The sequence below is a fragment of the Rhizobium etli CFN 42 genome (assembly GCF_000092045.1).
Taxonomy (GTDB): domain Bacteria; phylum Pseudomonadota; class Alphaproteobacteria; order Rhizobiales; family Rhizobiaceae; genus Rhizobium; species Rhizobium etli.
In genome coordinates, this window is sequence record NC_007762.1 from 107,119 (window position 1) to 134,099 (window position 26,981).

Genomic DNA, 26,981 nt, shown 5'->3' on the forward strand with positions numbered 1-26,981 from the left:
ATCTATAGGCCGCGTTTCATCTCATCGGCCATGATGCGGTCGATTATTTCGGGATCGCACTGTGTGTCGATGAGGAACTCGCGGATACCGCCGTCCCACGTCCTGATGTCGGCGAGTAGGCTTTGAAGTTCTTCGATGCCATTCTCGGTCAGACCCTTCGTGCCGTCTTCACTGCCATCGCCGACGTAAACCAGTTCGCCTTCGGAGATGTTGTCCGAGTTTGCGGTCACTTCTTCGATCAGTTCGAGGTTTTCGCCGATCATGCCGGCGACTTGGCTGAGTGTGTAGATGAACCTCGAGCGCGCCATCAGGCGGCCTCGCATCGAGCTTTTGCCGGCGTCCAGTTCCAAGGCAGGAGGTCTTCAATTCGGTCTTCGGGGTGATCCTGGATCCGGGTCAGGACATCCGTCAGATAGACCTCTGGATTATGGCCTTGCAGTTTGACCGTCTCGATGATGGTGAGGATGTTGGCGATGCGCTCGCCGCCCTTGTCCGAGCCGGCAAACAGCCAGTTCTTCCTTCCAATTCCAAGCGGACGCATGGCTCGTTCAGCGATGTTGTTGTCGATTTCGACACGGCCATCGTCGATGTAGACGCTTAAGGCTGCCCATCGCGACAGGGCATATCGCATCGCCTCGGCCAGCCTCTGCTTCTGAGGCAAAGTCGAGAGTGTCGCCTCGATCCAGGCCTTGAGTTCGTCCAGAACAGGCCGGGCATGGTGTTGGCGCAGGGTGCGCCGCTCGTCAGCCGACATGCCTCGGATACGGTTCTCGATATCGTAGAGAGCGCCGATGCGTGACAGCGCTTCCTCAGCGATCGGAGACGGCTTGAGCTTTATCACATCATGGAACTTGCGGCGCACATGCGCCATGCAGGCGGCTTCAATGATCTGGTTGCCATAGAGCTTCTTGTAACCCCCGTAGCCGTCGGCATGCATGACGCCGCTGAAGCTTGCCAGGTGATCAGCCGGATGTGCGCCCCTGCGGTCGGGGCTGTAGTAATAGGCAATGGCTGCGGGAGTGGCGGATTGATAGCCACTGCCGTCAAAGATGTAGACCCAGACCCTGCCGGTTTTTGTCTTGCCCCGCCCGGGGTCGAGAACATCGACCGGGGTATCGTCCGTATGTATTCGGTCGAGTGCGGCGATATGGGCCCTGATTAACAGGACAAGTGGTGTCAGCAATGCAGATACCCGGCCGACCCAGTCGGCCATTACGGATCGGGAGATGTCTATCCCCAACCGGTCGTACATCTCTGACAGGCGGTAAAGGGGAATGTGATCGTCGAATTTGGCGATCATGATGTGGGCGAGCAGCCCCGGCCCGGGTTTGCCGCGCTCGATCGGCAAGGTCGGCATCTCGCCAGCCACTGTCGTATCGCATTCCCTGCAGATCATGCGCTTCTCGACATGCCGGACAATCTTGACCGACGCCGGCACGTGCTCCAGCACCTGGACCACTCTGTCGGCCGCCTTCAGGAACGAAGTGCCACCGCAGGTCGGGCAATTGCAGGGAGCTGCATAGACCAGTTCTTCGGTGGTGAGATCATCGGGTAGAGGCTTGCGCTTCGGCTTCTCGGATGCGTCGTCCAACTCCGGCAGAGGCGGTTTCCCGGAGCGCTGTTCAGCCTCGGCCCGGGAGGCCTCGATCTCCTCCAACATCAGCTCGAATTGCTCGATCTTCCTGTCGATCTTTTCCGAAGACGCGCCATGTTGCCGATGTCGGAGAAGCTCCAGTTGCGCGCGAAGAAGCCCGATTATGGAGTCTCGCTTGATGACCTCGGCTTCCTGGCTCTCAAGTTTTGCCGCCTGTTCCGCGACGAGTGCGCGCAAAGTATTGAGCTCGTCCTGACTGTCCAGCGGCGCTGTTTCCATATCCGCGAAACTAGCCGATTTGCCTCTGACGCACCAGCGTTAAGCTTCCCATGCCCCTGCAAAATATAGCTTTTATCCCGTTCGGCCGGGAGCGGAAGTCCACGCCGGGCGTCGCCAATCGATCCCCTCAACGAGCATCGAAAGCTGCGCCTGCGTCAGGTGCGCTACACCCTCTTTCGCCGTCGGCCAGGGAAAGTATCCGCGCTCCAAAATCTTGTAGAACAGACAGAACCCCTGGCCATCCCACCAAAGCAGCTTGATCCGGTCCGCGCGTTTTCCGCGAAAGCCGAAGATTGCGCCCGAGCCCGGTGCCTCCCTCACGACCGTCTCGACCAGCGCGGACAGACCATCAATGCCACGCCGCATATCGGTCACTCCGCAGGCCAGATAGACCCTCACATTCCCCGATGGGCCGATCATACCGCCTCCACGCAAGCGACGAGCGGGCCAAGCAGCTTCAACTCAACGTCAACCGCAACCTTCAAGCTCCGACCGTTTCGAAGCAAGATCTCAACGATCGTCGGCCTTGTTGATGCGGTAGACGGCTGGCTTACGCCAACCTCCTCCGTGATTTCCACCGGGAGGAACACCGTCGGCCGATCGGCATAGTTGAATGATTGCCGCCACAAGCGGATCTGGCCCGGATGAATGTCGTGCCGGCGCGCCACATCGCCAATGCGAGCACCGGGCTCATCAGCTTCCGCAAGTATCCTCAGCTTCGCCTCGTCCGACCAACGCCGTCTGCGCTCGGTACCGGACATGATCTCTATGCGAGCCATGAAACCTCTTCGTTCTGGTATTAATGTCAGCACTAATGCTGGTTCTAATGCCAGAACATCGCCTGATTTGGCCGATCAGCAAAAACAGCTCACCGTACGCTCACGATGTTGTCGGAATTGCTGGCGATTTCTTCAAGCAACTCGAGGTTCTCACCGATCAGCGTGGCGACATATTCGATGGTGTAGACATGCGTCGGGCGCGCCATCAGGCCGCCACCTGCCGGGCGCTTCCGGCGGGCAAGTTCCACGGCAACAGTTCCGGCAGCCGTGATACGGGAATGCCAGGCATGCGGGCGAGCACGTCCGCCAACCAGGCCTGCGGATCGATATCGTTCATCTTTGCCGTGACGATTAGGGAATACATGAAGGCAGCACGCTCGCCTCCGCGCTGGGAACCGGCGAATAGCCATGCCGTTCTTCCGAGAGCAACGCCGCGCAGGGCTCGTTCGGCGGCATTGTTCGTCAGACACAGTCTGCCGTCGTCGAGGAACCGGGCGAAGGCTTCCCAGCGACCCTCCTTCTCGAACATGTAGTTGATCGCCTTGGCGACGGGGTTGTGCTTCGACATTTGCCCGCGCTGGGCCATGAGCCAATCGTGCAGTTCTTCGACGAGCGGGCGAGCATGTTGCAGCCTCGCTGCGAGCCTATCCTCGGCAGGCATTCCGTTTATGCCGCGCTCGATGTCGAAGAGCGCGTCGATGCGGGCAACGGCCTCAAGCGCGACGGGCGATATCTCGTGGGCAGGTTTGCCCTTGCGCACGTTGCCGGCGATGTCAGCGAGTTCGAAGAATTTGCGCCGCGCGTGGCTCCAGCAAAGTGCGCTGATCACCAGCGCGGGGCGGCGGTCGACACGATAGAGGTCGTTGTAGCCGCCATAGGCATCGGCTTGCAGGGTGCCGTGCCATCCGGCGAGATGCGTGTTGGGGTGGGTCTTCTCGCGATCGGGAGAGAAGTGGAAGAGTGCGGCGGGAGGCGCGCCGCCCGCGAAAGGGCGGTCATCGCGGACGTAAGTCCAGAGCCTCGCCTGCTTTGTTGCTCCCCTGGCCAGAAGCGGCACGGTGGTGTCGTCACCATGCAGCCGCTCGGCGGCCAGAACATGGGCACGGATCAGGTCATGGATCGGCTGCAGGGCCGTCGTGCAGGCTCCGACCTGATCGGCCAGTGTGGAGAGACTGAGAGCGACGCCTTCCCTGGCGTAGCGCTCAGCCTGGCGGTTCAATGGCTGATGTTGGCCGAACTTCTCGAACAGGATCGTCGCCAGCAGGTGCGGTCCTGCCCATCCCCGCGGTGTCGCATGGAAAGGGGCCGGTGGCTGGCTGATCTTCTCGCAGTCCCTACAGGTGAACTTCTCGCGAACCGTCTGGATCACCTTCCACTGGCGCGGAATGATCTCCAGCGTCTCGGTGATGTCTTCGCCCATCTTCACGATGCGGGGCGAGCCGCAGCAGGTGCAGGTCGACGGGGCATCGATGACCAGGCGCTCGCGCGGCAGGTGCTCGGGAAACGGCTTGCGGGCCGGCCGGCGGCGTTCGAAAGCGGAGACATTTGTGATTCTCGTCGCCACGCGTTCCGCAGCGATCTCGTCTTCGGTGGCGTCGGCTTCAAGTTCTTGGAGCTGCAATTTCATTTGCTCGATCAGCCGGGCGCGGCGCTCCGAGCTCTGGCCGTACTGCTCGCGACGTATCTTGGCGATCTCGAGCTTGAGATGCCGGATCATCGCCTCAGACGTCGTCACGACCGCGCGCACCTGTGCGAGGTCGGCCTCGGCAGAGGCGGCACGCGCTTCCGATGCCGCAAGCGCGGCGCGCAGTCTGGCTATCTCCGAAGCAGCATCATCCATGGCCGAAAGCTACCATGCCGCATGCCGAAAGCCCAACAAAAACAGAGGAATGCAGGCGGCCAGCCTGCCTTCGAAGGCCGCTGCGTCCAGCGCGGGTTGCGCCAGTCGATCCCTTCCAGGAGATAGCCGAGCTGCGCCGACGATACAGGCACGGCGGAGCCATTCTGGCTGACCGGCCAGATGAACTTTCCAGCTTCCAGCCGCTTCAGGTAAAGCGACATGCCGACGCCGTCATGCCAGAGGACCTTGATCAGGTCACCCTTGCGACCCCGGAAGCAGAAGACCTCACCGCCATCAGGGTCCCACGGCCAAGGCCTTGCTGGACCTTCAGCGCCAGGCTGTTCATGCCGCAACGCATGTCCGTCACGCCACCCGCGATCCAGACCTTCACACCAGCGGGAAACGCGATCATGACCCATCCACGACGGGCAACAGGCGGGCAAGAATGGTCGGATCAAGCGAGGCTGGGATCATCAGTCGTCGGCCGTTCGGCAGGCCGATCTCGATCAACTTATCGCCGTCCGCCTGGAGTGGAGCCATCATCTCGGAAGATGCTGCAGGCGGCGGCAAAATCGAAAGCGGCACGAAGCTCGTTGATGCGGAAACGCTCAGAAGCCCGCTTCGGCACTCCCGCCGCCAGGTCGTCAACAATGACCGCGACAATCCATAACGCCGTGCTGTCGCCGAACCCTGCCGGTATCCGTGCAGACTTTCTTCGACAATCCGCACCTTCTCTTCATCCGACCAATCTCGACGGCGACCAAGATCGTCGACGGACAGAACCTCAATGGGGGAAATGATTGTAGCGCATGACATAAGGTATGGACTTAAAGCCAATCAGCAAATCAAGACAGACGGCCTTCGCCGGATGGATACGATGAGGCCTTTCATCCATCTGTATGTTAAACGCGCTACCGATTTCAATCGACGCACAGTCGCTTGTTACAAACGAAATCAAAATGTCGCGCCTCAGCAGACGCGCGGACGTGCCCGACAAATTGGCACTGCGTATCGTGTGCAGCGTCAGTGATCAGCCTTCGCAAAAGCAACAGTGCCAGCCGCGGGCGAAACACGCTTCAGGACTATGAAGAGCCAGATCGCAGCGCTTATCTGCACGGCGACCTGGAACCTCTTGAGCACTACAGATGAAGCTCGATTCAATTTTCCAGATCGGTCGAGTTCATGAGATAAGCTCTCAAAGAAGGCTTGTGTCAGCGAGGAGTCCTTCGACAGATCAATGATCTATACCCGCTGCGAACGTCTAATTTTGTTAGGCACTCCAAGCGATGCGGGAAAAAAGAGGCTGGCTCTGAGGAGCTTGTTGAAACTTCATGTCCGAAGAGAGCCATCCGCACGAAGGCCACATGACGCCAAGCAAACTGTTCTATCTCGCGCTCGGTTCCGTCGGTGTCGTCTACGGCGATATCGGCACGAGCCCGCTTTATGCCTTTCGCGAGGCGCTGAAGCCCATCGCCCATGACGGCCTCACCCGCTTCGAGGTGATCAGCCTGATCTCGCTGATGATCTGGGCGCTGACGATCATCGTCACGATCAAATATGTGCTGTTTCTGCTGCGCGCCGACAACGAGGGCGAGGGCGGCACGCTGTCGCTGCTTGCCCTGTTGATGAAGACCGCCAACGGCCATACCGCCATCCTTATGCTGCTCGGCCTGATGGGCGCCGCCCTCTTCCTCGGCGATGCGATGATCACGCCGGCGCTGTCGGTGCTCTCGGCCGTCGAGGGCCTGAAGCTCGTCACGCCGAGCTTGTCGGACTATATCGTGCCGATTTCGGTGGTGATCCTGGCGCTGCTCTTCGTCGTGCAATCGCGCGGCACCGGCGCCGTCGCCAGGTTCTTCGGCCCGATCACCGCCGTCTGGTTCCTCGTCATGGCCGCCGCCGGCATTTCCCACATCTCCGACGATTTCGGCATTCTCGCCGCCTTCAATCCCTATTATGCCGTCAGCTTCCTGCTGCATGAGGGCTTTTACGGCGTCGTCGTGCTCGGCGCCGTCTTTCTGACGGTGACGGGCGCCGAGGCGCTTTACGCCGATCTCGGCCATTTCGGCCGCCGCCCGATCCAGTGGGCCTGGTTCCTGCTGGTCTTCCCGGCGCTGACGCTGAACTATCTCGGGCAGGGGGCTCTGGTTCTCGGCAAGCCGGAGACGATGTCGGATCCCTTCTATCTGATGTACCCGAAATGGGCGCTGCTGCCGGTCGTCATTCTGGCGACCGCCGCGACGATCATCGCCAGCCAGGCGGTCATCACCGGCGCCTTCTCGATGGTACGCCAGGGCATCAACCTCGGCTTCCTGCCGCGCATGGAAATCCTCTTCACCTCGGAAACCAATACCGGGCAGATCTTCGTGCCGTCGGTCAATGCCGTGCTGTTCATCGGTGTCATCTTCCTGGTCCTGAGCTTCAAGACCTCCGATGCGCTGGCGACCGCCTATGGTATCTCGGTCACCGGCGCCATGGTCGTCACCTCGATCATGGCCTTCGAATTCGTTCGGGCCCGCTGGAACTGGTCGCTTCCGCTTGCGGTGGTCGCGCTTGCGCCGCTGGTCGTGCTCGAATTGATCTTCCTCGGCGCCAATCTTTTGAAGATCCACGACGGCGGCTATATCCCGATCCTGATCGCCACCGCCTTTACCGTCATCATGTGGACCTGGCGCCGCGGCACCGCGATCCTGATGGAAAAGACCCGCCACACCGATATTCCGCTCCCCTCCTTCGTCAGCGCGATCGAGCGTAAGAGCGACCATTCGCCGGCCCAGGTTCCGGGCACCGCGATCTTCCTGACCAGCGATCCGGAATCGGCGCCTGCCGCGCTTCTCCACAATCTTAAGCACAACCATGTGCTTCATGATCGCAACGTCATCCTGACGATCCGCACGGCCAACAAGCCGCGCGTCCTGAACCAGGACCGCTTCAGGATCGAGCAGATTTCCGAGCGCTTCTTCCGCGTCGAACTGCTCTTCGGCTACATGGAAGCGCAGAACGTCTCGCAGGCCCTGGCAGTGTTACGCAAGGCCGGACTGAAGTTCGACATCATGTCGACCTCCTTCTATCTCGGCCGCCAGAAGGTAATACCGGACACCAATTCAGGCATGCCCTACTGGCAGGACCGGTTCTTCATCCTCCTCGCGAATGGGGCCTCTCTACCATCAGACTATTTCCACCTCCCCGCCAACCGGGTGGTTGAACTAGGATCGCAGATTATCGTTTAGATGCGGCCGAGACGGCGGCCAGAGAGTACCACCTCGGCGGTGTTTGACAAACAACGGGTTGTCCAAACTTCGAGCAGGTTGCGAACACAATATCTGCTTCAAATGCAGAGCGCGCCTCATGTATCCATCCCGTTGGATTAGAGCCGAAACCGACCTTCTTCACAGCAAATCAATTAGCACATTCAAATTTCACGCGGGGTAAAAATTGCAAAAGGAGACGGAAGCATGAGCCTGAACAGGAAAGCAGATACCGCAGACAGCCGCTCGGATCAGGAACCGGCCAGAGTCGACGACACTCGATCGTCAGGGTCCCCATCCGCTTCTGAGGTCGGGCCGTTCCGGTAAAAAGATCATTTTTTCAACAGTTGCTGTTGGACTTTACCTACGGATGTGACTTTTTTATCCGCTACAGCGATATGGCCGCTGAACATTAAAGGGGCACGGATATACGATAGCGGCTTCAGCCGGGGGCGCGGCTTGCTCAAAGCGGCAAGCTAAGGTCTTCGGCGGCGATATGGCTGACAGTTTCGACGAACAGGGCGCACTCGGCCTGCATGACGTTTCGTTCAAGACGCTAACCGCCAAGACGTTCGCCGGCACGAGGACCGCGAGGGACCAGTCGGGATTGCGGCGCAGCCGGGCGACGGCCCTGAGGATTTCCTGTTTGAGTGGGCGGAGGCTGCGGCCGCGATATCGCGAAACGGAAACGCCTGCGTAGGCGGCGGCCGTATATTCACCCGCGATGATGTCATTGGCGAACTGCGCGATTGCCGTGCCGGGGCTGCGATTGTTCTCGCCGGCAAAATCAAAGGGCGTGGGGTTGAATGCGGCGATGAACTCATCGAACCGGCGCGGGTGTGCGTGACGCCGAACCTGATCACACCTCCGCATCCGGCCGTTCGTCCACTGGCGAAAAGCCGGTATCTCGGATCGACATCTCGAAGCTGTTTCAGGGGCTTATAATGGCGACGTCGGAATGACCGGCTCAACCTGTGGTCGCATTCATGAGCACGCGGCCACAAGGTGCCCGTCTAGTTTACGATGCCTCGCTGACAGCAGAACAATCGGGCACGGCGTTTGTTTTCACAAGCCAAATCCATGACTTCGGTCACGCGAACGCGCTGCAGACAGTCGCATATCGGAGTTACGCGGTTCTCTCAGAGCCCGATTCAAAAGTTCATTCGTATATCCAATATCTTGCGATGCGCCTTATGAGCATTCTGATTGAAGTGATTTGCGCCCATGCGGTTGCGCTTTCGATCGATTTCTCCCAATCCTTGGCGAGACGGCGCCAGCGTCCAAGCCAGGCGAAAGTCCTTTCCACCACCCATCTCTTGGGCAGGACGACGAAGCCCTTGGCGTGATCCGAACGCTTGACGATTTCGATCGTCCAGTCACCATGGCCGCTCATTGCTCGCCTCAACTTGGCTCCGGCGTAGCCACCATCGGCGAAGATGTGGCGCAGCCACGGAAAACGGCGGCGGATCGCCTTGAGGACATGGGGTGCGCGCCGTCGCGATCCTGTATGTCGGCAGCATGGATGAACACGAAGATCAGAAATCCAAGCGAACGGGTCGAGATTCCCTGGATATACGCTTCCTGGATAACGGCCGTCAGAGCCTTTTCCGCCATGCGGCGCGGTTCAAGGAAGCTCGGAAAGTAGCTGCCTTTGCGCAGCTTCGGGATGCGAAGCTCGACCGTTCCAGCTCGCGTTTCCCACTCGCGGTCACGGTAGCCATTGCGTTGTGCTAGCCGCATGGGGTTCTTCTCGCCGAACTCTGCACCCGTAGCCGAGCCTACTTCCAGCTCCATCAGCCGCTCGGCAGCAAAGCCGATCATCTCACGCAACAAATCTGCATCCGCGCTCTTCTCAACAAGTGAGCGCACGTTCATCATGTCATTGGTCATCGGTGGTCTTTCCGTCAGGTTGGTCTTGAACAACCCGACCCTAGCGGAAAACACCCATGGCCGCCCGCAAAGCCGATCACCCGCTACAGCGCAACGAGAAGCGCGCGGGCACTCGGCTTTGCTACCTCCCGCCACCTACACCATCTGCTGGGACACGATCATCAAATGGGGTTTCGATGAGCTGGACTGCTATCGCTCGCCGTGAGCATAACCGAGACGTGCTTCGTTTTCCAAGTGATTTGAAGGACCGGGAATGGGCGTTGATCAAACCGCTGATCCCGCCAGCGCGTCGTGGCGGGCGGCGTCGGGCGACGAATATGCGCTCGGTCGCGGAGGCGATCCTCTATATCGCCTCGAGCGGCTGCCAATGGCGCATACTGCCGGGCGATTTTCCGCCGGTTTCGATAGTGCGCGGCTATTTTTATGCTTGGCGCGCGATCGGACTGTGGCAGCGCATCAACCAGCTTCTGGTGATGGCGGCGCGGGAAATCGAGGGACGGGAGGCGCAACCGAGTGGACACCGGTGCCTGGGCCGAGGTATTCCGGCAAACCATCATCGGGTATGAGCGCCCCATGCACGGCCCGGGTGGAATTGCCCAACCGTTTTACCCGCTCGTGAAATGACCCGACCGGGCTTGCCTGAACCGCATCCTTAACCCCGTGACTTACAAGCATGATGTTCGCGAGATTTTTGCCGTTTCCACCGGATTGTCGGAAGGCATGTGCTTCGCAATTTCGGTGAATAATTCAGGAGGGAAATAAGTCTGCTGTTCGACACGGCTCCCGGCACTTGGAGAGCTTTGAACCTCGGTGGCCTGCTGTTGCTTTTCTCTATCCATCAATCAGCCTCCGATATGCATTGGATGTTCACAAGCTATCATCTCGACCCGGTAGGCTAAATCGAACTTTGACTACATTTGAAATTACATGTTGTCTGCTGCCTCTCGGCACCGGAGCAAACTTCCGGCGTCAGCTCATCAGCGACGCTATCTTCCCTCGTCGTATTGCCGCCTCGGTCTGGTGGCACTCATCAGTTCCGCGCGCGACATTTCGCCGGCTTCCGTGGTTGCATTGGCAATCGACTCTATTTTCTCCATACGCTGCTTGCTCGATAGAGCGACGTTGCCCAAGCAGGACACGGTTTCTCGCTGAATGATTTCAATATTTTCATCCACTGAACGATCGGACCTGAATACGGTGGGAGCCGGCTGGGTTTCTAGAAAGCGCGCGACCTCCTCTGCGGTCGCATAGGCAGCCGCCAACTCGGGATTGCTGTTTCTCGCGTTTAAGACGCGTGTTCGCAACTCTGAACTCAGCGTGCCATGGTTAGTAGCGAGTATTCGGGCGGCATAGTTTCGGACGCTCCCCTGGGCACCTTCGCGCTCGAAATGGAAAATAGCTCTGTCGATGAGCCGATCCCTATCTTCCGGAGCGAGGACTTGTAAATGCTTCGTGATAGCACTGATTGCTGCGAGCTGCTTGCCGGCATTTGGCAGATCGAGGATTCGATCCACCAAGGCAGTTTTCCTGGTCCTGGTTTGAAACGGAAGAGTTGGCGCAATGGCAAAAGCTCGCAAAGTGGCTGTCGCAGCCCCTTGTCTAAGGTCGGGATTAGCTGAGAACCCTTCGGAGGGTATTGCCGCCTCGAACAGGGCTTTACTTGTGTTGCCTAGCCGATTTATCCGCGTGTGAAACGTTCCAGCCTCAGACTTTTCGACTGCATCTTTTGCCGAATGCCCGGCCAATTTAAGCCGAGTCATATTATTGGCAGATTCCACGAAGTCTTCGGTAATTAGACGTTTTGCCACTTCGCCGAAGATCGCCTCCGGCAATCGAACCGGCCTGCCGGTCCCGATTCCAGCAATGCGGCGCGTCGATTCTTCGCTATGCATATCTCTGGTATCCTGTGCCTGTTTAATGGACAAAGTACCGTATCACGAGCCGGAATCGAGGTCTGAAATATCTCGTTTAATCTGCAAGAATACGACGCCTTCCGGCACTTCCTTGCTGTAAAAGGCTAAATCCCCGCGCCGCCGCTCGGCTAAAGCGACATAGAAGGAGCTACGACAGTCGCCTCCCATCTCAAACCATTTGAAAGATCGGGCAGGCCTTTTACGCGCCGGCCGCCGACATCATCCAGATGCCGCCGTTTGAGAGCTTCAAGAATGCGGCAAGTTACTATGCGATCTTGAGTCACGAGGTCACACATTTCACGGCGCCGGCGCATCGCCTCGGCCGCGACCTCAGCCGCTATGCCAAGGACAAATCCGAGCGGGCGCGAGAGGAACTGATCGCCGAACTCGGCAGCTGCTTTCTGTGCGCCGACCTCGGCATTGTTCCCGAGCTCGAACCCCGGCCCGATCACGCCTCGTACCTCGACTCCTGGCTCAAGGTCCTGAGCGACGACAGACGGGCTATTTTCCAGGCGGCGGCACATGCGCAGCGGGCCGTAAGTTTCCTGCACTCCCTGCAGCCCGAAACCGCTGGCGAGCGGCTCGCTGCCTGAGGGCCATCAGTGTCGGTCGTTGGTCTCGCCAGCGGCCGGCACCTGTTCAGGCTTGGACGCGGAGAGCGTGTCAGGATCAGCCGTGAGGTCCAGTTTGCCCCAGATCCAGGTTTTCCGGTCGATCGGTTTGAGCTTCCGGGACGGCCTGATTTCGACGGTAAACGGCTTTGGCTGCGGACGCATAGATCCTCCAGGCGAGGATTCGCGAGCACGACAATAGCGCGAAGAACGGGCAACGCAGCGCCCTTGTTCGGCTGTTTCCGGACGTTTGATTTTGACATGTGGCAAGGCGGCAGGCCCGCGGTCGCAAGGGTCCGGCAGGCAGTCGGGGCGCGGCTGCCATCGTCATATTCCTTCCGCCACTGAGCCAGGCCACGTCCTTCGCGGGCTCGATGAGGCATGTCTGATCGAAAAACCGGCTTCGCCTCGATCGTCTTCCCGCAACGGCCTTCCAAAACCTTCTTCCCCTGAGCGCGGTGCGCCCATTCCTCGCGGAACAACAAAGTTTCTCCTGGCCGCCCTCCATTTCATTGCGGCCCTACGAGCCACCCCATTGCGCGGGCGCAACGGGGACCCCGGGGGTGCGGTCCGATCGTCCCCGATCTTTGCGACAGCCATCGAGGCCGCGATGGGCGCGGCCCGAAACAACAAAGGAATACGACAATGGCAACCATCGGCACCTTCACCACCTCCGAAACCGGCTTCAATGGCTCGATCCGCACGCTCGCCCTCAACGTCAAGGCCCGCATCGCCCGCGTCGAAAACCCCTCCGACAAGGGCCCGCACTTCCGCATCTACGCCGGCAACGTCGAGCTGGGTGCGGCCTGGCAGAAGCGCTCCGAGCAGGACCGCGACTACCTCTCGGTCAAGCTCGACGATCCGAGCTTCCCCGCTCCGATCTACGCGACGCTCACCGAGGTCGAGGGCGAGGACGGCTACCAGCTGATCTGGTCCCGCCCCAACCGGGACTGAGATCCGGACAAGTCCCGCCGCCGAGGCGGGGCCAACCGGCGCCAAAGATAAGCCGGTTGCAGGCATCGAGCCTTCCGCCGGCTTTTTCGGTGCGATACGGAACCGGAATTTGTCTGCTCAGATGACGCTATCGTGCCGGGAAGAAATGCCGGCCTCGAGGACGAGCGGTTGCCCCCAATTTTGCCTCCGCTCCGGTTCCCTCCACTCCAACAAAATCGGCTCTCCCACTCGCCGGCTCCGCCGGTCGCTTCCGCGCTCCTTGACCCTGCCATCTCTTCCCGCCCCGCCGTCTCGTCTTTCACGAACTCAAGGAGATGAGACGATGACCATCGAACAGCACATCGAGGAGCTGCGCGCCGAGTTGAGGAACGCCTGCGACGCCGTCGAGCGGCGCCAGGTCGAAGCGGAGCTTCAACTCGCCCAGGCCGATCTGGCCGCGGCGCTTGCCGAACAGGACGGCATCATCGACGCCGAGCCGCCTTTCTGAGGCGGCTCTCATTCTGCTGGAATATGAGCCTGTCGGCCGGATCGACCGGCCTCCCGGTTGTCAGGGATTTCACCCCTCAACGCTCCCCTCCGGCTCACACCGGATACGGTCGCGTCCCCTCCGGATCCGCGGGTCTCTTCTCTCTCTGACGTCCCAGTTTACTCCAGCAAATCCGGCGTCAAGGACGGCGCGGTCTCCCCCAATTTTTCCGCCGCCTTCGCTTCCCGAAAAAATCGGTTCCCCCGCTTGCGCGCCACGTCCCGCGGTCCTTGACCCCTCTTTGCCACGAGTGGCCGATCTCTGTCATCAAGATGAAGGAGATCACACAATGACATCTGACCAGAACCTTGCGCTCTACACCAAGCTTTCCGGTTTCCGGCTCGTCGTCCTGGCGAACCGCTTCGGCTGCGATACCGACGTTTCGCGAAAGCTCCATAAGCGACTGCTGGAAGGACTGGAGGCGGCTGCTGGTCGTATCCGGACCATCATGGCATTGGAGCGGAGCATTCTTGCCGGCGACGACGACCATGCCGCGTACCGGCTGGAAGGTGAGATCGAGATCCTCGGGCGCTTCACCATCATCCTGCTGGAGGAGCTCGACATCGATTTCGACACGCATGAATACCGCATCAACGGCGGCGATTGGTCCAGCGCTTTGACGGCGGACTATACCGGCGTCGACATCGACTATCCGGAGCTGATTGCGCTCACCGATGACGAACTCGGCTCACTTGCGCCGGTCATCAAGGATATCACATGCGAAACCGGTATCGCGGTAAGCGCCTCCCGTGTCAGCAACATCAGGTGCTCAGGATCGTAATCAATCCTGCGGCGGGCTCGACCATCCGGAGGGCGGCGACAGCGGCCCTTCGTTGAAATGCCTGCGAGACCATCGCAATGATGGCGAGAACGGCCCGCTGAGCCTCTTCCTTTCGACCTGCCGTCATCTGTCATCGGGGATGCCCTGACGCGTCACGATGCCGAACTCGGCCAAGTGGCCGCGCAAGGCGTTCACAAACATCGTCCGCTGCCGCTCAAAAGCTCGCGGACCCGATGCAGCATCAGCACACTCTGTTGCTCGTCGCTCTTCACCGGAACGAAGCGCATAGTTGGCCGCGTTACCGCCTCGCAGATCGCTTCGGCGTCGGTCGCATCATTCTTATGACGCTTCACGTAGGGCTTAACGTAAGACGCCGGCATCAACCTAGCCTCGTGACCCAGTGCCATGAGAACCCGAGCCCAGTGGTGTCCGGTCGCGCAAGCCTCGATTCCGATCAGGCACGGCGGCAATACCTTGAAGAATGTAACGACATCGTCACGGCGAAGCCTGCGACGGCACACGATCGCGCCTGCCTCATTGATCCCGTGAACCTGAAATACTGCTTAGCGATATCCAGGCCAATTATGGTAACCTTCTCCATGGATGCATCTCCTGATGTGAGTTCGACACCCACATCTTGGCACATTGCGATGCCGAGAGCGGAGGCCGTCCATCACATCAGGTCAGGTCACAGGTCATCATAAAACTTGCTCGTGCACGTCGGCCGACCGGGGAAGGTGTGTTTCCCTTCGAAAACCTGTTCATGTCCACGCACCCCTTCATCGTGACGCCGAACCTGATCACACCTCCGCATCCGGCCGTTTCGTCCACTGGCGAAAAGCCGTTGACTGGGATCGACATCCCGAAGCTGTTTCAGGGGCTTATAATGGCGACGTCGGAATGACCGGCTCAACCTGTGGCCGCGTTCATCAGCACGCGGCCACAAGGTGCCCGTCATAGATTACGATGCCTCGCTGACAGCAGAACAATCGGGCACGGCGTTTGTTTTCACAAGCCAAATCCATGACTTCGGTCACGCGAACGCGCTGCAGACAGCCGCATTTCGGAGTTACGCGGTTCTCTCAGATCCGGTTCTTTCCTAAGAAGACTTCCTTCCGCAGGCTTTGAATGAGGCGAATTGCCTTGCAAACGGCCCGATATATTCCTGCCGCCATAGTACTCTTCCGCTGCTTTTCGGCAGACTTCACGATAGAAAGCGTCTGCATCCTCAACCGTATATCCAGCGCCCACAAAACAGCCACGCGCCACCTCGTGGAGTGTATGCCGAATCGAACTCGTGTCGTCGTATACGGCGTTAAGGCAGGCTACGATCACAATGACCTCTTTCTTTGACAACCGTGCCTGACCACTCATCAGACGCGCGTGGTTCATGCAGGCGACGGCGTTTGCGCATGTAAATGAGTCACCAAGTCCAGAACAATCTTCGAATCCGTCTCCTTGCTCATTCAGCTTTACATGAGCGATCGGCAGGTTCTTCATGCCTGCTATTTCCGGGTGGTTCAGATCCTCAACAAGCTCGGGATCATAGCCGGATCGCAGTTCCTGGAGCCAGATGTCTAGCTTGTGCAGCCACGGCCCCACCAAACTGGAATTGCGCTTGAGCTTATTCTTCTTGGGATCCTCAAACATTAAGGTCGCATCGAGCTTTTCCGTTTCCTCTTTGGAGAGCAAACCATGCTCGATTAGCGTCTTCATCAGAACGTTTTCGGCATGTCCCCAGTGCGCCTCAGCAGCATATACCTTTCTGAAGTTTAGGATCGTCTGACCGGCCGCAAACTGCGCCTCTTCGCTAAGACCGCAGGTCTTACCGGCCAGGAGCGGCTCGAGCATCTCGACGCAGTTCTTGAACGACAAGCCCTTCTCGCTTCGGAAAGTGTTCCTGAAGTGCCGGACGCCGTTGTTGATGAATGGATGAGTAATCGATCTTGACGTGTATCCATACGCGCCGGTCTGCTCGTTGAAAACTCCCGTCAGCGCATACTTATTCTTCTCGTCATAGATTGGGCTTTTTGTTAGGTCGAAGTTTTTCGGAACCTGAGGCGGCATATACCTTGCCACGCAGTCGTCCTTCACGAGAAGGCCCCTCATGCAATTCAGATTCAGGGCGAGCGACCGGCGGGCATCAGCAGAGTCCACCCGCCGCGCAATGTGAACACGCGTCGCTGCCCGGTAGTCAATCATGGTGACAAATTGTCTATCGCCGCAGGTACGAATTCGATTTATCGGCGGCTTGTTTAGACGCTGAGTTTCAGCGGTGGCCGCATGATACCGCGTGTGAGCTTCTCGTGCCCTGCCTTGAGCCCTCCTGAGCCGCTCACTGGAGGTGAATCCTTTTTTACCGTCATGCAGCGATGTGGTGGAGAGGGGAAAGTCATTGACGATCTTATCGTAGGCGTAGCCCCCAGCAGCTATTAACAAGGCGTACTTCAACCCACGCAGGTTTTGCCCTTGGGATCTGCTATACCTTGTACTTGCTCCTTGTTCTGCAAGCTCCTTCTTTGGTTTCGCAGGATCCGCGCCACCTGAGATTGCGGCGCGCGGGGAAGGACGCACAGTGGGTGAGTTAACCGCTACATCGCGCGCAGTCGGTGTCTTGGTGGCCGGCCCCGGCCTTTCAACGATCCGTAGTGGCGAAAAGCGTGGAAGTTGCTTAATCCCAATTCGCATCTCACTGCTCCTTAAAAGTTAAAATTGGAACTGTAACATTAACGACGCATCGATCAAAAGTTGGGATGTGACGGCTTGACCAGAGTTGGCCGGATGCTGGCTTGGCGACTAAGACGCATGTGAAACTCCCCGCGCCACTATTTCTCAAAGCAGAGGCATTTCTGTGGAGGATGTGGTTATATACCACAATGCTTGGGATGAGCGTCAACGCATGCGCGTTACAGTTGTAATGTAGCTGCTGCGGTCCGTTCACGCGTCGAGCTAGCACCTCTTCAACCACAGGAGATTGACTTCCTCTCGGTTTCAACAATATCCGCACCTTGCCAAGCGTCGTGTCAGGAGCCGAATGTGGGCGATAGTGATCCAGGCCTCGGCTGATGCGACGGACTTTTCCCAATCCTTCGCCAATCGTCGGCATCTGCCAAGCCATGCGAAGGTGCGCTCCACGACCCAGCGACGCGGCAGAACCTCGAGGCCCCTTGGCCTTATCGGTCCGCTTGACGATCTTGAGCGTGAACGCAGCGATCTTTTGCAGTGCGCCCTTCAGCTTCGGTCCGGCATAAACACCATCGGCGAAGATATGCCTCAGCCACGGCCAGCGCCTGATGGTTTTGAGGACGGCAGGCGCGCCGTCGCGATCCTGAATATCGGCGCTGTGAACCATGAGGCCGACCATCAGTCCGAGCGTGTCGACGACGATATGACGCTTGCGTCCCTTGATCTTCTTGCCCGCGTCATAGCCCGAAATTCCCCCACGTTCCGTGATTTTCACGCTTTGACTGTCGATCACGCCCGCAGACGGCGAGGCCTCCCGACATTCCAAGTCACGCGCCTCCATCACAAGATGATGGTTGATCCGGCCCCATAACCCTGTCGCTCGCCATTGTAGAAATAGGACTGCAGGCGGAACATCCCTGGGCATCATGGATCGCTAGACCTTGCCCATTCCTTTTCCCAAAGATCGAAGAGGCTGGCGACGATGGCCATAGACTTCTTCTGACGCAGCGTGGAGCGGCTGTCGGCATCCCGACCGCGGGCCTCAGCCCCCGGATTCATTTCATGAGGAACGTGCTCGCGCATGCTGGAAAGAGCGGTAGGCGGGTGGTCTCCGCTTTCATTGCAACGGCCTTTGCCCAGGAGACGCCGGAGGCAGCAAGCGCTCAATGGCGCAGCGTCGCCGATCAGATCAGACCAAAAGTGCCGGAGCTCGCCACCATCATGGACGATGCGGAAGAGGACGTGCTTGCCTACATGACTTTTCCGAAAGAGCATCGGGCAAAGTTGCATTCGACGAATCCAATCGAGCGTCTCAACGGCGAAATCAAGCGACGTACCGAGGTCGTCGGTATCTTTCCGAACGATGATGCTATCGTCCGTCTCGTCGGCGCATTGCTGCTCGAACAGAATGATGAATGGGCCGTCCAACGCGCCAGATACATGACCCTTGAGACCATGGCGCAAATGAGCGATGATCCGCAAATCAGTCTGCCCGCTGTGGCTCGCTGATATCCCTCCGACCCAATGTCGGAAAGCACGGCCATCAGCCGCGACCTACACCACTTCCATGGACACGATCCCACGGGCGTTTTAGACTGGATCGAGCTGGGAGGTTTGCTATTAGAAGATATGAAAAGTCGTCATCAAACCGCCCGAGCTTGGGTTCGGCGCGGCTTTTACCTTTTCTGGTCCTTGAAGTTCTCCATCGCAAATGCTGGAACTGTTGCACGGATTCGAATTGCCCCGGCTTAATTTGCTCAACGATAACCAAATGAGCGTTTTAGCGCAACGATGTGCTGGGTGACTGCGAAGTAGTTTGCACATTTCTGCATTTGAAGATCGTGACGACTTTTGCGGACGGTATCCCCACAAGTCGCCAATGAAGCGGTCCGCTCTTGAGCGTATAACAAAACCTGCTTCACGTAAGGTCGGTGAAGGCCGCAGGTTAGGCTGCTTTAATCAATCCGTGCGACAGCCACTCCGCGGGCGCGGCTTGCCGACCTTCTCAACCGCATCGCCGCGCGTCATCTTCGCAAGAAGGATTGGCTTGCATAGCTAACGAGCGACAAATGCAACACGATTTTGGTTCAGCTAGTCGGTTCTGGGTGTTAGACGTACGACTTGGAAACACCGGAGTTACACGACGATGGATTGCGAGACCAAGCGTCCTCTAGCACAGAGCGCGCGCGGCCGACCGAGATTGCGAAACGCTTGAAAGCGAAAACTCCGGTCGAAAACGCAAACCCACACGGTCTTTCCAACTCACCGCCAAACATGAGGTTTGGCCGAAGACGCTTCCTTCAAACATTTTAGGGGCGGCTCAAACGGGGGCCGATTCAACCAGCGCTTTGCGTAGCATAGCAGCAGACCGCGACGCCTTTAAGATTGCAGGCCGTTTAACACTACTCCCCGTCGACTCAGCAAACAAAGAGACGAGTTGAAAATGAACAACGAGTTTTCCATGAAAGACAGCTTGGATACCTTCGTTGCACTGGCGAACCTATCAAGGTTAAAGAAACGCTGGGCCAACCGCACTAATGAGTTGTGGGATATGGCTGAAGCTACAATAGCACGCGAACGGGCGGTAGGCTATATCGGGGAGTGCATCGCTGAAGGAATCCATAGGCGTGAGCCGGCGGTCTTTTGTCCGGAGATTCAGACTCGCTTCCACGCTGTGGGCCTTATGATTGATGAGCATATTGACCCAGGCCGCCCAACACTCAATCGGCGGCGCTTGCTGATTGAACGAGTTGGGAAGTTTACCGACTTCGCTCCCTACCAGCAAGGGCTCGGCTGGACTGCTACCGGTGAAACAATCGCTGAGAGCTTAAATGCTATTGACAAATCCGAGGAGCTTTTTCGGTTCCTTCGAGCGCGGGAGAGGGGCCTGCCCAGACAGGTGCGACCCACCATCCCGTTCACGTCTGAGCAGGCAATAGAGCTGGTTGATGAGGTGAGCCATTTGTATGAGGATATTAGAGAGCGCCTGTACACGATAGACCATTTATTCCAAGATCGGTCGAGGGACGACGTCGCGTTGATCCATGATATCGAGCCCAGTATCGGCTTGCTTTCCCATCAGTTGGAAAGGGAAAAGCGAGATCCAACGCTGGTACGCCTTGATGGTGAGGCCGAGGCGAGGCGAGCGGATGTCGATCATGACCCGTTCTTCGAGGCGCAATCTGCACCCTCGCCCGCATCAGGGACAGAGGGCTTAAGCAGCCGAACGGCCTCGCCTGGTAGCAACGAATTGTTTCGGGACGAAAATGTCTCTCCTGAAAGGTCACAGCGATCGAACGAGGACAGCCACTCTTCGGGGGCGTTCGATGACGACCGGTCGGCGTGGAGAGCGTATGTGACTGGAGAAGGGAGCCATACCAAAGCTGCAACTGGTCGTATGGAAGATGGTGTAGATGACGCGGAGAGGCTAGCTTTTGACCCCGCTACCATTAGCTTTCGCAAGTCAAAAGGCACTTCGTTGCAAGAACCGGCCGCCGCGCTGGGATCGAAGGCGGCGCATGATGAGATCAATGGATCGGAAGGCAATCGACGCGAATTAAACGAGCGTAAGCGGACTCGCAGCCCCGGGTTAGATTATTAAACTCACGATTCGCGCGTTCGAGCGGCCGTTTGTTGCAAGAGAGAAAATCTCTGATGCCGCTCTGGTGCGTGCAAGCCATGCGCCCGCCTTCGCGCAGCGGCGCATAAGGCCGCGGCCCGTGATGAAGTCCCCGGATCCCCGGATCGGGTTTCAATCAAATTAACGCGCTCGGAGCGTCTTGAGAATCTCGGATTAATCCAATCCCCGGTTCGTCCGGTTCCCATCATCTCATCACCCTCACTACCTGCCGTCCAGCTTGCTACTCCGTGTTGCCGAACGGCAGATCCTGTTATGCCGCGCAAGCACTAAGCGGCAAGCAGACCCCATCTGGCGTCGACACCCTTGGTCCCGGCAATGCAGGTAGTCATCCTCCAGGGGCATGCCGGAAGGGGATCGCGCCGCGATTACCTCTCCATGTATTGATCCGGTATCGACAATCAAAATTGTCCGCGAGCGCTCCCGCAACGAGCGAGAGGATCATTTAAAAAACAACGTGGTCGACCCTTGACAGGTGGCCAGTTGCCACGAAAAGTTACCTATCTCTCAGAGGCTGATCGAGTTGGCCCTCTCACGTTCCTCCAGTTCGCGTGGCCGCTTACTCCCATTAGGCGATTTGCCTATTTCAATATCTCCATTGACGTTATGGCTGGAAGAGCCGGAAGTCCCTTGTAAGGGGTGCGGCGCTTTTATTTTTGGTGATATAGATCGTGCCAGATTTTCAGCCGGCGCCACCACCTTTGACTCATTGCGATGCGGCAGTTTTAGTTTCTGTTGACCAGGCATATTGGCTGCCTTGGCAAGTTCAAGCATGACTTGGGAATGTTCTAAATCGATTTTGCTCGACCGTACGGGTACTGTTGATCTCTTTAGATGATCATTCTCTGGCAGTTCGCGCAGACGACCTTGCCAGGCTCGGTGGTAACCCTCTATGGTTCGCACAAGCCTTTCCATCTCCAAAGTCCTTGATTTCAAGACGCGCGAATAGCTGCGGAGCAACGAGAAAAGGGTCGGGGAATCTGCTGCCGTACTGTTCCGCTCCAGCCAGTATTCCCGGTGTTCCGACGCCGCTTTGAGGAACCACGCGCGGCTCGCGAAGTTTCCGCGACGAGGGCCAACGACCGCGTCCATGGCATCAAGAACACGCGTTGCCATTTCCTTGGCGACTCTGTTACGCCCTCGTTGAGGAGGCGCTCGACGTATTGAGTCCCTAATCCCTTTTGGCAGTTGCTTGGGCAGGAAAAAACGATTACCACCACGCTGCCAGGTTAGGTCGCAATGCCGTTGTATCAACCTTGCGATGTCTACAGCAGTTTCTGGAGTTAACCTTTGTTGCGGTAGTAACTCCGATCTCCGAGGAACGATTTTCTCTTCAATGGCTCTGATCACCGTCACTTTGCCATAGTGAAAGGAGTTCGGGATGAAGCCTATTTCGCCAGTGGTGGCCCTCGTTTCCACAATTTCCGCCTCCCGCTTAGCCCAGCGTGACAAGATTTCGCCACTTTCCCAAACCTCATCTACTACCGCCTGGCGCAGACCATTGAAAAAAGCGCCGTCCGGCACGATCTTGTCCAACAAAGTATTGAGCTCCTTCAGAGTGGCCTTCTGTAAAGCTGGATTACGGGGCGTACCGCTTGAAAAGTTTTCATCGAATTGATGAAGCTGCAGTTCATCGCGTCTGTGACCCAGAATTTCAATGTGTGGGAATTCTCGCGGGTCGCCTTCTTTGGTTTTGGCGTATTGCTGCAGTTTCTCATAAAGTGCAGCAGCTACATTAGGAGAAAGAGCTATCGGGAACTGCGGGCGCCTTGCATAGATTTTATCAATGACGCGATGGAGTTCGTTAGGATCCGGGTTCGCGGTAAGCTCACCAATATTAGCTCGATGTATTGCATTCAATGCATAGAGCCGTTGTTTATTATATGCAGGCGTATCGGGAATAGTTCGACTTAGAAGCCGGTCTATTCGAATTTCAAGTGCGTCCTTCAAGGAGCGGCCGGGGACTGGTCGCGGCCACTCTAATTCATTTCTAATGCTGCCGTCTGGAACATAGGCTGGAGTTCGGCTTCGCATGACATCCGTTAGATACTTGACCGCCATAATTTCTCTCGTGCGATTGGCCATAGTGCGTGGTCCTTCTCACTTTCCGAAGCGCAAGCTTCATCGCCAGCGTTCACACTAAATCGCGTCTTTGATGACGCATTGTCGCGTTGAAGCAAAACTTGTTCTAACAGCGATACTTTAACCCTGGGACGCCAGCAGCTCTAAGAAAACCAGGCCTCCTGAGCGGCGTCCGATTCTGCTTTTGAATTCGCCGATGTCGTTCACTGTCCTGATATGAACTATACCATGGAGGGCGAGTTGCTGGGGTGTGATTGCGTTACATCCGAAGCTAAAGTGAACCGTAAGAGCAAGACCCCATCTGGCGTCGATAACCTTGGCCCCGGTAATGCAATATTCGATGGCGACCTGTCGTTGATGCGCCGGATCGACCGGCTATCATCTCGAATACGCCCATAGTACGTATCCGTCCGGCGAAGGCCGTCTATCCTGAATTGCCGATTGGCTTTAAGTCCATGGCCATGCGCTACAATCATTTCCCCCATTGAGGTCTTGTCCGTCGACAATCTGACCTTGACCAGGGAATGAAGCGCAACGTTTCACAGACGAACAGATCATCACCGTTCTGAGGGAGCACGAGGCTGGCACGCCGGTCTCGGAGCTTTGCCGCAAGCACGGCGTCAGTAATGCCAGCATCTATAAATGGAAGACCAAATTCGGCGGCATGGACGTATCGGAAGCCAACCGGCTGAAGACTATGGGACGCGCTTCACCTACCATGACACGGTCGATCATCTTCGAGGAGGCGACCGCCAATCGAGGTTCTCGCCGATCATGCTGGCGACTTCTTTCAGCGTTTAGATGAACCTTGAACGTGCCATCACGCAGCCTCGCATCGCCGGCGTCCAAAGCCACGGCAGTAATTCCTGGAGGTGGTCCTTGGGGTGATCCTGTATCCTGGTCAGGACGTCTGTCAAATAGATCTCCGGTGGATTGTGGCCATGGAGTTTGGCAGTCTCAATGATGGTCAGGATATTTGCGATGCGCTCGCCGCCCTTGTCTGGCCCGATGGCACGAAGGGTCTGACCGAAAATGGAATCGACGACCTTCAAAGTCTCCTCGCCGACATCCGGACGTGGGATGGTGGAATCCGCCAGTTCCTCGTCGATGAACAATGCGATCCTGTTCTTCAGTGCCATCGCGCGCACAAAAACTGGCTATTTGCCGAGCAAATCACTCATCGCAGGGGATATCGTAGAGCGCACTCGAGGATCTCATCCGCGGCATGCACCCGATACGACCGCTGCGCACACACCTATTTCTCAAGCATATGCATCGCTGCAGCCGTCATCTTCTGGATGTGATTTAACGAGTCCTGAGCCTAGTGATTAAGGCCGCGACGCTCCGACGAAGCGAGATGACCTGCCACTGAATTTTCATCCGACTGCGATTGGAGCCTCGGCGGTTTTGAATATGCCAAGTGGCGCGGTGTGAGCAACCGGCGGAAACGCGAAGCTTTCATCTTGCGCAGCGTTGGAGCCGGTTGCGGCGATGGTCCCGGCATAGTCTGCCGGGGTCTGATATCCGAGCGATGAGTGCGGCCGGAAATTATTGTACAACACGACGACAGAACACCCACGGGACCGAGGTTCGCGAGCTTCTGTATCCGTGGCATCCCTGGTCCGGACGGCTTGTTCACGTGCATGAGGCGGTGTCTAAAGGGACGCATATTTTCCGCTGCAGCCTTTCTGGTTCTTCTTCTGGTCGACTTCTTGAGGTCCCGTCGTGGATGTTCGACCGATCAGTGAGTGGTTGTTGGCGCAGCCTGGCGGTCCCGCACGTCGATCTCGCAAGCCTGCATTCTTTGGCAAGATTGCTGAAGGACGCTGATGCCTCATCGCAATCTTCGGTAATGGGCGCAGCATTGGTCTTTCACGAAACGAGTCGGAGAGATGTTCATGCCTCGCCAGCCCATGACATGCCAGTTCGATCTGTTCTCGGCCCCGCAGCGGGGGAAGACGGCAGGGACGCCGCAATGGCCGGAGTTGCCGGAGGAGACCCGCCAAGCGTTGACGGTGCTCATCGTGCGGCTGTTCGTCGATCACGCAAAGTGCGGACATGCCTGCCAACAGAAGGAGGCCGGTCATGATGCATGAGAAGATCGCGCCGCATCATCTGGAGCGGAAGGCCATCCTCTATGTTCGGCAGTCCTCGGCTCACCAGGTTCTGCACAATCGAGAGAGCAGCGCCCTCCAGTACGCCATGCGCGACCGTCTGGCAGCGCTTGGATGGTCACATATAGAGACGGTGGATGACGACCTTGGTCGTTCGGCCGCCGGCGGCGTGACCCGCGCTGGATTTGATCGGATGGTGGCGGAAGTCTGCCTTGGCAAGGTAGGCGCCGTGGCCGCGCGTGAGGTATCGCGCTTCGCCCGAAACAGCCGCGATTGGCAGCAACTCATCGAGATGTGCCGCGTTGTCGATACCGTCCTGGTCGACCAGGAAGCAGTTTATGCGCCCCGCCAGGGCAACGACCGCCTGCTCTTGGGTTTGAAGGGCAGCCTCAACGAGTATGAACTCGATCTCTTGCGTCAGCGTTCCCTTTCCGCCCGCTATGAGAAGGCTCGCCGCGGTGAACTCGTCGTCACTGTTCCGGCCGGCTTCGTAAAGGCCGGTGACAGGATCGAGAAGGATCCCAATCGGCGCATCCAGGAAGCCATCGCACTCGTCTTCGACAAGGTCACCGAACTCGGGAGTGCCCGGCAGGCCTTGCTATGGTTCCTTGAGCAGGGATTGGACCTGCCCGTCAGGTGCGCCAACGGTGACGTCATCTGGCGCAGGCCAAATTATGCCACCATCCACCGGATGATTGCGAACCCGATCTACGGCGGCGCTTATGCTTATGGTAAGAGTCGTTCCGTACCAGGATACGATGGCCGATCTGGAATTCGCCGCAAGGCGCGTGATGAATGGCTGGCGCTGATCCCGGATGCGCACGAAGGTTACATCAGTTGGGAACGGGCGGAGGAGATCCGCAAGATGGTCAGCGACAATGTACCGGCCAGTCGCCATCATGGAGCGCCGAAGCATGGCGACGCTCTGCTTGCCGGCCTGTTCCGCTGCAAAAGGTGCGGCCGGAAGCTGACGGTTCGTTACACAGGAGCCAACCATAACATCCCGCGCTATTCCTGTTGGCGAGGGTTGCTCGACAACGGCGAACCACGTTGCATCGCCTTCGGCGGTCTGCGGGTCGATGACGCGATCGAAGAGGCACTTCTCGGCGTGGTCGAGCCAGGAGCCATTGCCGCCGCCGTCGAGGCGGAACGCAATATGGCCAACCAACGCGATCAGGTTCAGGATGCCCTGATGCGCGACCTCGAGGCAGCACGCTATGTAGCCGACCGGGCATTCCGGCAATATGACGCGGCCGATCCAGAGAATAGGCTGGTGACGTCGGAGCTGGAAGCACGCTGGAACAAGGCGCTGACTGGCGTCGGTGAGATCGAGGCCAAGATTGCCAAACATCGGACAGTTACGCCGCATCCGTTCCCCATGTCCGCATCACAGGTAACCGCACTTGCGGGAAACCTTCGCGCCGTCTGGACGGCGCCGACAACCGATGCAAGGCTGAAGAAGCGCATCGTGCGCACGCTCATCAATGAAGTGGTCGCCGATCTCGATGATGGAACCTCTGAGATCGTCCTCGTCATTCATTGGGTTGGAGGCGTCCACACCGAACTGCGCCTGCCGAAGCGACACCGTAGCCAAAGAAATGCGACCCCTGACGACATTGTCGACGCTGTGAAACAGCTCGTCTTGATCGCCAATGATGATGTGATTGCCGGTGTCCTCAATCGCAACGGACTGACGACCGGCAATGGCAATCGCTGGACACGGGAGCGGGTCACCGCGCTGAGGTCATATCGCAAGATTCCGGTCTTCCGTCCGCAGATCGACGGGGTTGAGCCATGGCTTAATCTGGGCGGTGCGGCAAAGTTACTCGGGATATCGCCAAAGACGCTGCGTCTGGCGGCCGAGGCTGGCGATATTAAGGGGGCTCATCCGCTACCCGATGGCCCATGGATCTTCAGCCGTTCCAAACTCGCGACCCCGCAAGCACGTCAGATTCTCGATCGTGTACGGAAGAACCCTCGCCACCCCGCGGGATCGCCTCCAGATCAGGAAAATCTATTTCTTTCAATGACATAGAAAGATGGGTGTT

At 57.9% G+C, this 26,981-nt stretch carries 20 protein-coding genes and 12 pseudogenes; 13 read left to right on the top strand and 19 right to left on the bottom strand.

All coding sequences use genetic code 11. The features are described 5' to 3' along the window. Window positions 1-2: 2 nt before the first annotated feature. The 8 genes from RHE_RS35005 to tnpA (RHE_RS35135) form a co-directional block, all read right to left on the bottom strand. Window positions 3-308: a hypothetical protein gene (locus RHE_RS35005; RefSeq protein ID WP_009996984.1), complete on the bottom strand. Its 306-nt coding sequence runs from the start codon at window positions 306-308 to the stop codon at window positions 3-5. Further along, window positions 308-1,873: an IS66-like element ISRel19 family transposase gene (locus RHE_RS21570; protein WP_009996985.1), complete on the bottom strand. Its 1,566-nt coding sequence runs from the start codon at window positions 1,871-1,873 to the stop codon at window positions 308-310. The genes RHE_RS35005 and RHE_RS21570 overlap by 1 nt, the downstream gene beginning before the upstream one ends. A gap of 72 nt (window positions 1,874-1,945) precedes the next feature. After that, entirely contained in the window at window positions 1,946-2,293 is a 348-nt protein-coding gene (gene tnpB / locus RHE_RS21575) for an IS66 family insertion sequence element accessory protein TnpB (protein WP_009996986.1), read from the bottom strand. Further along, window positions 2,290-2,652 carry an IS66-like element accessory protein TnpA gene (gene tnpA, locus RHE_RS21580; protein WP_009996987.1) on the bottom strand — a complete coding sequence of 121 codons (363 nt, stop codon included), beginning with the start codon at window positions 2,650-2,652 and terminating at the stop codon, window positions 2,290-2,292. The genes tnpB (RHE_RS21575) and tnpA (RHE_RS21580) overlap by 4 nt, the downstream gene beginning before the upstream one ends. Before the next feature lie 205 nt (window positions 2,653-2,857). Beyond that, on the bottom strand, window positions 2,858-4,492 hold the full coding sequence (locus RHE_RS21585; protein ID WP_011427389.1) for an IS66-like element ISRel24 family transposase: 1,635 nt from the start codon (window positions 4,490-4,492) through the stop codon (window positions 2,858-2,860). Beyond that, entirely contained in the window at window positions 4,468-4,746 is a 279-nt protein-coding gene (gene tnpB, locus RHE_RS35125; RefSeq protein ID WP_406550289.1) for an IS66 family insertion sequence element accessory protein TnpB, read from the bottom strand. The genes RHE_RS21585 and tnpB (RHE_RS35125) overlap by 25 nt, the downstream gene beginning before the upstream one ends. Beyond that, window positions 4,743-4,904 carry a hypothetical protein gene (locus RHE_RS35130; RefSeq protein WP_406550290.1) on the bottom strand — a complete coding sequence of 54 codons (162 nt, stop codon included), beginning with the start codon at window positions 4,902-4,904 and terminating at the stop codon, window positions 4,743-4,745. The genes tnpB (RHE_RS35125) and RHE_RS35130 overlap by 4 nt, the downstream gene beginning before the upstream one ends. Then, complete coding sequence (gene tnpA, locus RHE_RS35135) at window positions 4,901-5,308, bottom strand: IS66-like element accessory protein TnpA (RefSeq protein ID WP_011427391.1); 408 nt, start codon at window positions 5,306-5,308, stop codon at window positions 4,901-4,903. The genes RHE_RS35130 and tnpA (RHE_RS35135) overlap by 4 nt, the downstream gene beginning before the upstream one ends. A 515-nt stretch (window positions 5,309-5,823) precedes the next feature. Between tnpA (RHE_RS35135) and RHE_RS21600 the strand changes: the two genes are divergently transcribed. Together RHE_RS21600 and RHE_RS34455 are read left to right on the top strand one after the other, a co-directional pair. Next, on the top strand, window positions 5,824-7,722 hold the full coding sequence (locus RHE_RS21600) for a potassium transporter Kup (protein WP_011427392.1): 1,899 nt from the start codon (window positions 5,824-5,826) through the stop codon (window positions 7,720-7,722). 898 nt (window positions 7,723-8,620) lie between these two features. Beyond that, a pseudogene (locus RHE_RS34455) lies at window positions 8,621-8,743 on the top strand (IS5/IS1182 family transposase); the annotation flags it as partial. 156 nt (window positions 8,744-8,899) lie between these two features. On the opposite strand, the pseudogene RHE_RS34100 reads toward RHE_RS34455, so the two are convergent. Next, window positions 8,900-9,303 (bottom strand): annotated as a pseudogene (locus RHE_RS34100) (transposase); the annotation flags it as partial. Window positions 9,304-9,345: 42 nt separating this feature from the next. Next, window positions 9,346-9,630: pseudogene (locus RHE_RS34105) on the bottom strand (transposase); the annotation flags it as partial. Between the two features lie 176 nt (window positions 9,631-9,806). Here RHE_RS34105 and RHE_RS21615 point away from each other — a divergent pair. Then, a pseudogene (locus RHE_RS21615) lies at window positions 9,807-10,145 on the top strand (transposase); the annotation flags it as partial. A gap of 150 nt (window positions 10,146-10,295) precedes the next feature. Here the strand turns inward: RHE_RS21615 and RHE_RS33765 are convergent. Both RHE_RS33765 and RHE_RS21620 read right to left on the bottom strand, forming a co-directional pair. Further along, a complete protein-coding gene (locus RHE_RS33765; protein WP_165779457.1) occupies window positions 10,296-10,469 on the bottom strand; it encodes a hypothetical protein in 174 nt (57 codons plus the stop codon). Window positions 10,470-10,616: 147 nt separating this feature from the next. After that, on the bottom strand, window positions 10,617-11,522 hold the full coding sequence (locus tag RHE_RS21620; RefSeq protein WP_011427397.1) for a hypothetical protein: 906 nt from the start codon (window positions 11,520-11,522) through the stop codon (window positions 10,617-10,619). 212 nt (window positions 11,523-11,734) lie between these two features. On the opposite strand from RHE_RS21620, the pseudogene RHE_RS21625 reads away from it, so the two are divergent. Continuing rightward, a pseudogene (locus tag RHE_RS21625) lies at window positions 11,735-12,136 on the top strand (zincin-like metallopeptidase domain-containing protein); the annotation flags it as partial. 6 nt (window positions 12,137-12,142) lie between these two features. Here the strand turns inward: RHE_RS21625 and RHE_RS34110 are convergent. Next, complete coding sequence (locus tag RHE_RS34110; protein ID WP_183741011.1) at window positions 12,143-12,319, bottom strand: hypothetical protein; 177 nt, start codon at window positions 12,317-12,319, stop codon at window positions 12,143-12,145. Between the two features lie 480 nt (window positions 12,320-12,799). Between RHE_RS34110 and RHE_RS21630 the strand changes: the two genes are divergently transcribed. From RHE_RS21630 to RHE_RS21635, 3 genes are all read left to right on the top strand, one after another. After that, on the top strand, window positions 12,800-13,108 hold the full coding sequence (locus RHE_RS21630; protein WP_011427400.1) for a DUF736 domain-containing protein: 309 nt from the start codon (window positions 12,800-12,802) through the stop codon (window positions 13,106-13,108). A 322-nt stretch (window positions 13,109-13,430) separates the two neighbouring features. After that, window positions 13,431-13,595 (top strand): hypothetical protein, encoded by a 165-nt coding sequence (locus tag RHE_RS33770; RefSeq protein ID WP_165779456.1) that lies wholly within the window; start codon window positions 13,431-13,433, stop codon window positions 13,593-13,595. Between the two features lie 328 nt (window positions 13,596-13,923). Further along, the gene (locus tag RHE_RS21635; RefSeq protein WP_042119538.1) at window positions 13,924-14,415 is read left to right on the top strand and encodes a hypothetical protein; all 492 of its coding nucleotides are present in this window, start codon (window positions 13,924-13,926) and stop codon (window positions 14,413-14,415) included. A gap of 141 nt (window positions 14,416-14,556) precedes the next feature. Here the strand turns inward: RHE_RS21635 and RHE_RS21640 are convergent. The 3 genes and pseudogenes from RHE_RS21640 to RHE_RS31300 all read right to left on the bottom strand — a co-directional run. Continuing rightward, window positions 14,557-15,016 (bottom strand): annotated as a pseudogene (locus RHE_RS21640) (IS110 family transposase); the annotation flags it as partial. 407 nt (window positions 15,017-15,423) lie between these two features. Further along, window positions 15,424-17,103, bottom strand: coding sequence for a XopAG/AvrGf1 family type III secretion system effector (gene xopAG / locus RHE_RS21645; protein WP_011427403.1), 1,680 nt, complete (start codon window positions 17,101-17,103; stop codon window positions 15,424-15,426). A 303-nt stretch (window positions 17,104-17,406) separates the two neighbouring features. After that, window positions 17,407-18,028 (bottom strand): annotated as a pseudogene (locus RHE_RS31300) (IS5 family transposase); the annotation flags it as partial. Between the two features lie 122 nt (window positions 18,029-18,150). Here RHE_RS31300 and RHE_RS21655 point away from each other — a divergent pair. After that, window positions 18,151-18,609 (top strand): annotated as a pseudogene (locus tag RHE_RS21655) (IS256 family transposase); the annotation flags it as partial. 934 nt (window positions 18,610-19,543) lie between these two features. Then, window positions 19,544-20,701: a hypothetical protein gene (locus RHE_RS21660; RefSeq protein ID WP_011427406.1), complete on the top strand. Its 1,158-nt coding sequence runs from the start codon at window positions 19,544-19,546 to the stop codon at window positions 20,699-20,701. A 543-nt stretch (window positions 20,702-21,244) separates the two neighbouring features. Here the strand turns inward: RHE_RS21660 and RHE_RS32035 are convergent. After that, the gene (locus RHE_RS32035) at window positions 21,245-22,822 is read right to left on the bottom strand and encodes a hypothetical protein (protein ID WP_103671223.1); all 1,578 of its coding nucleotides are present in this window, start codon (window positions 22,820-22,822) and stop codon (window positions 21,245-21,247) included. A 532-nt stretch (window positions 22,823-23,354) separates the two neighbouring features. Here RHE_RS32035 and RHE_RS33775 point away from each other — a divergent pair. Beyond that, a pseudogene (locus RHE_RS33775) lies at window positions 23,355-23,519 on the top strand (transposase); the annotation flags it as partial. 97 nt (window positions 23,520-23,616) lie between these two features. On the opposite strand, the pseudogene RHE_RS21670 reads toward RHE_RS33775, so the two are convergent. Continuing rightward, window positions 23,617-23,826, bottom strand: a pseudogene (locus RHE_RS21670) (transposase domain-containing protein); the annotation flags it as partial. On the opposite strand from RHE_RS21670, the pseudogene RHE_RS34460 reads away from it, so the two are divergent. Continuing rightward, window positions 23,827-23,943 (top strand): annotated as a pseudogene (locus tag RHE_RS34460) (transposase); the annotation flags it as partial. 252 nt (window positions 23,944-24,195) lie between these two features. Here the strand turns inward: RHE_RS34460 and RHE_RS33780 are convergent. Then, window positions 24,196-24,375, bottom strand: a pseudogene (locus tag RHE_RS33780) (IS3 family transposase); the annotation flags it as partial. 342 nt (window positions 24,376-24,717) lie between these two features. Between RHE_RS33780 and RHE_RS21675 the strand changes: the two are divergent. Next, entirely contained in the window at window positions 24,718-24,915 is a 198-nt protein-coding gene (locus tag RHE_RS21675) for a hypothetical protein (RefSeq protein WP_037145433.1), read from the top strand. Then, window positions 24,905-26,968 carry a recombinase family protein gene (locus tag RHE_RS21680; RefSeq protein WP_011427411.1) on the top strand — a complete coding sequence of 688 codons (2,064 nt, stop codon included), beginning with the start codon at window positions 24,905-24,907 and terminating at the stop codon, window positions 26,966-26,968. Before RHE_RS21675 ends, RHE_RS21680 begins: the two co-directional genes overlap by 11 nt. Window positions 26,969-26,981: the final 13 nt, after the last annotated feature.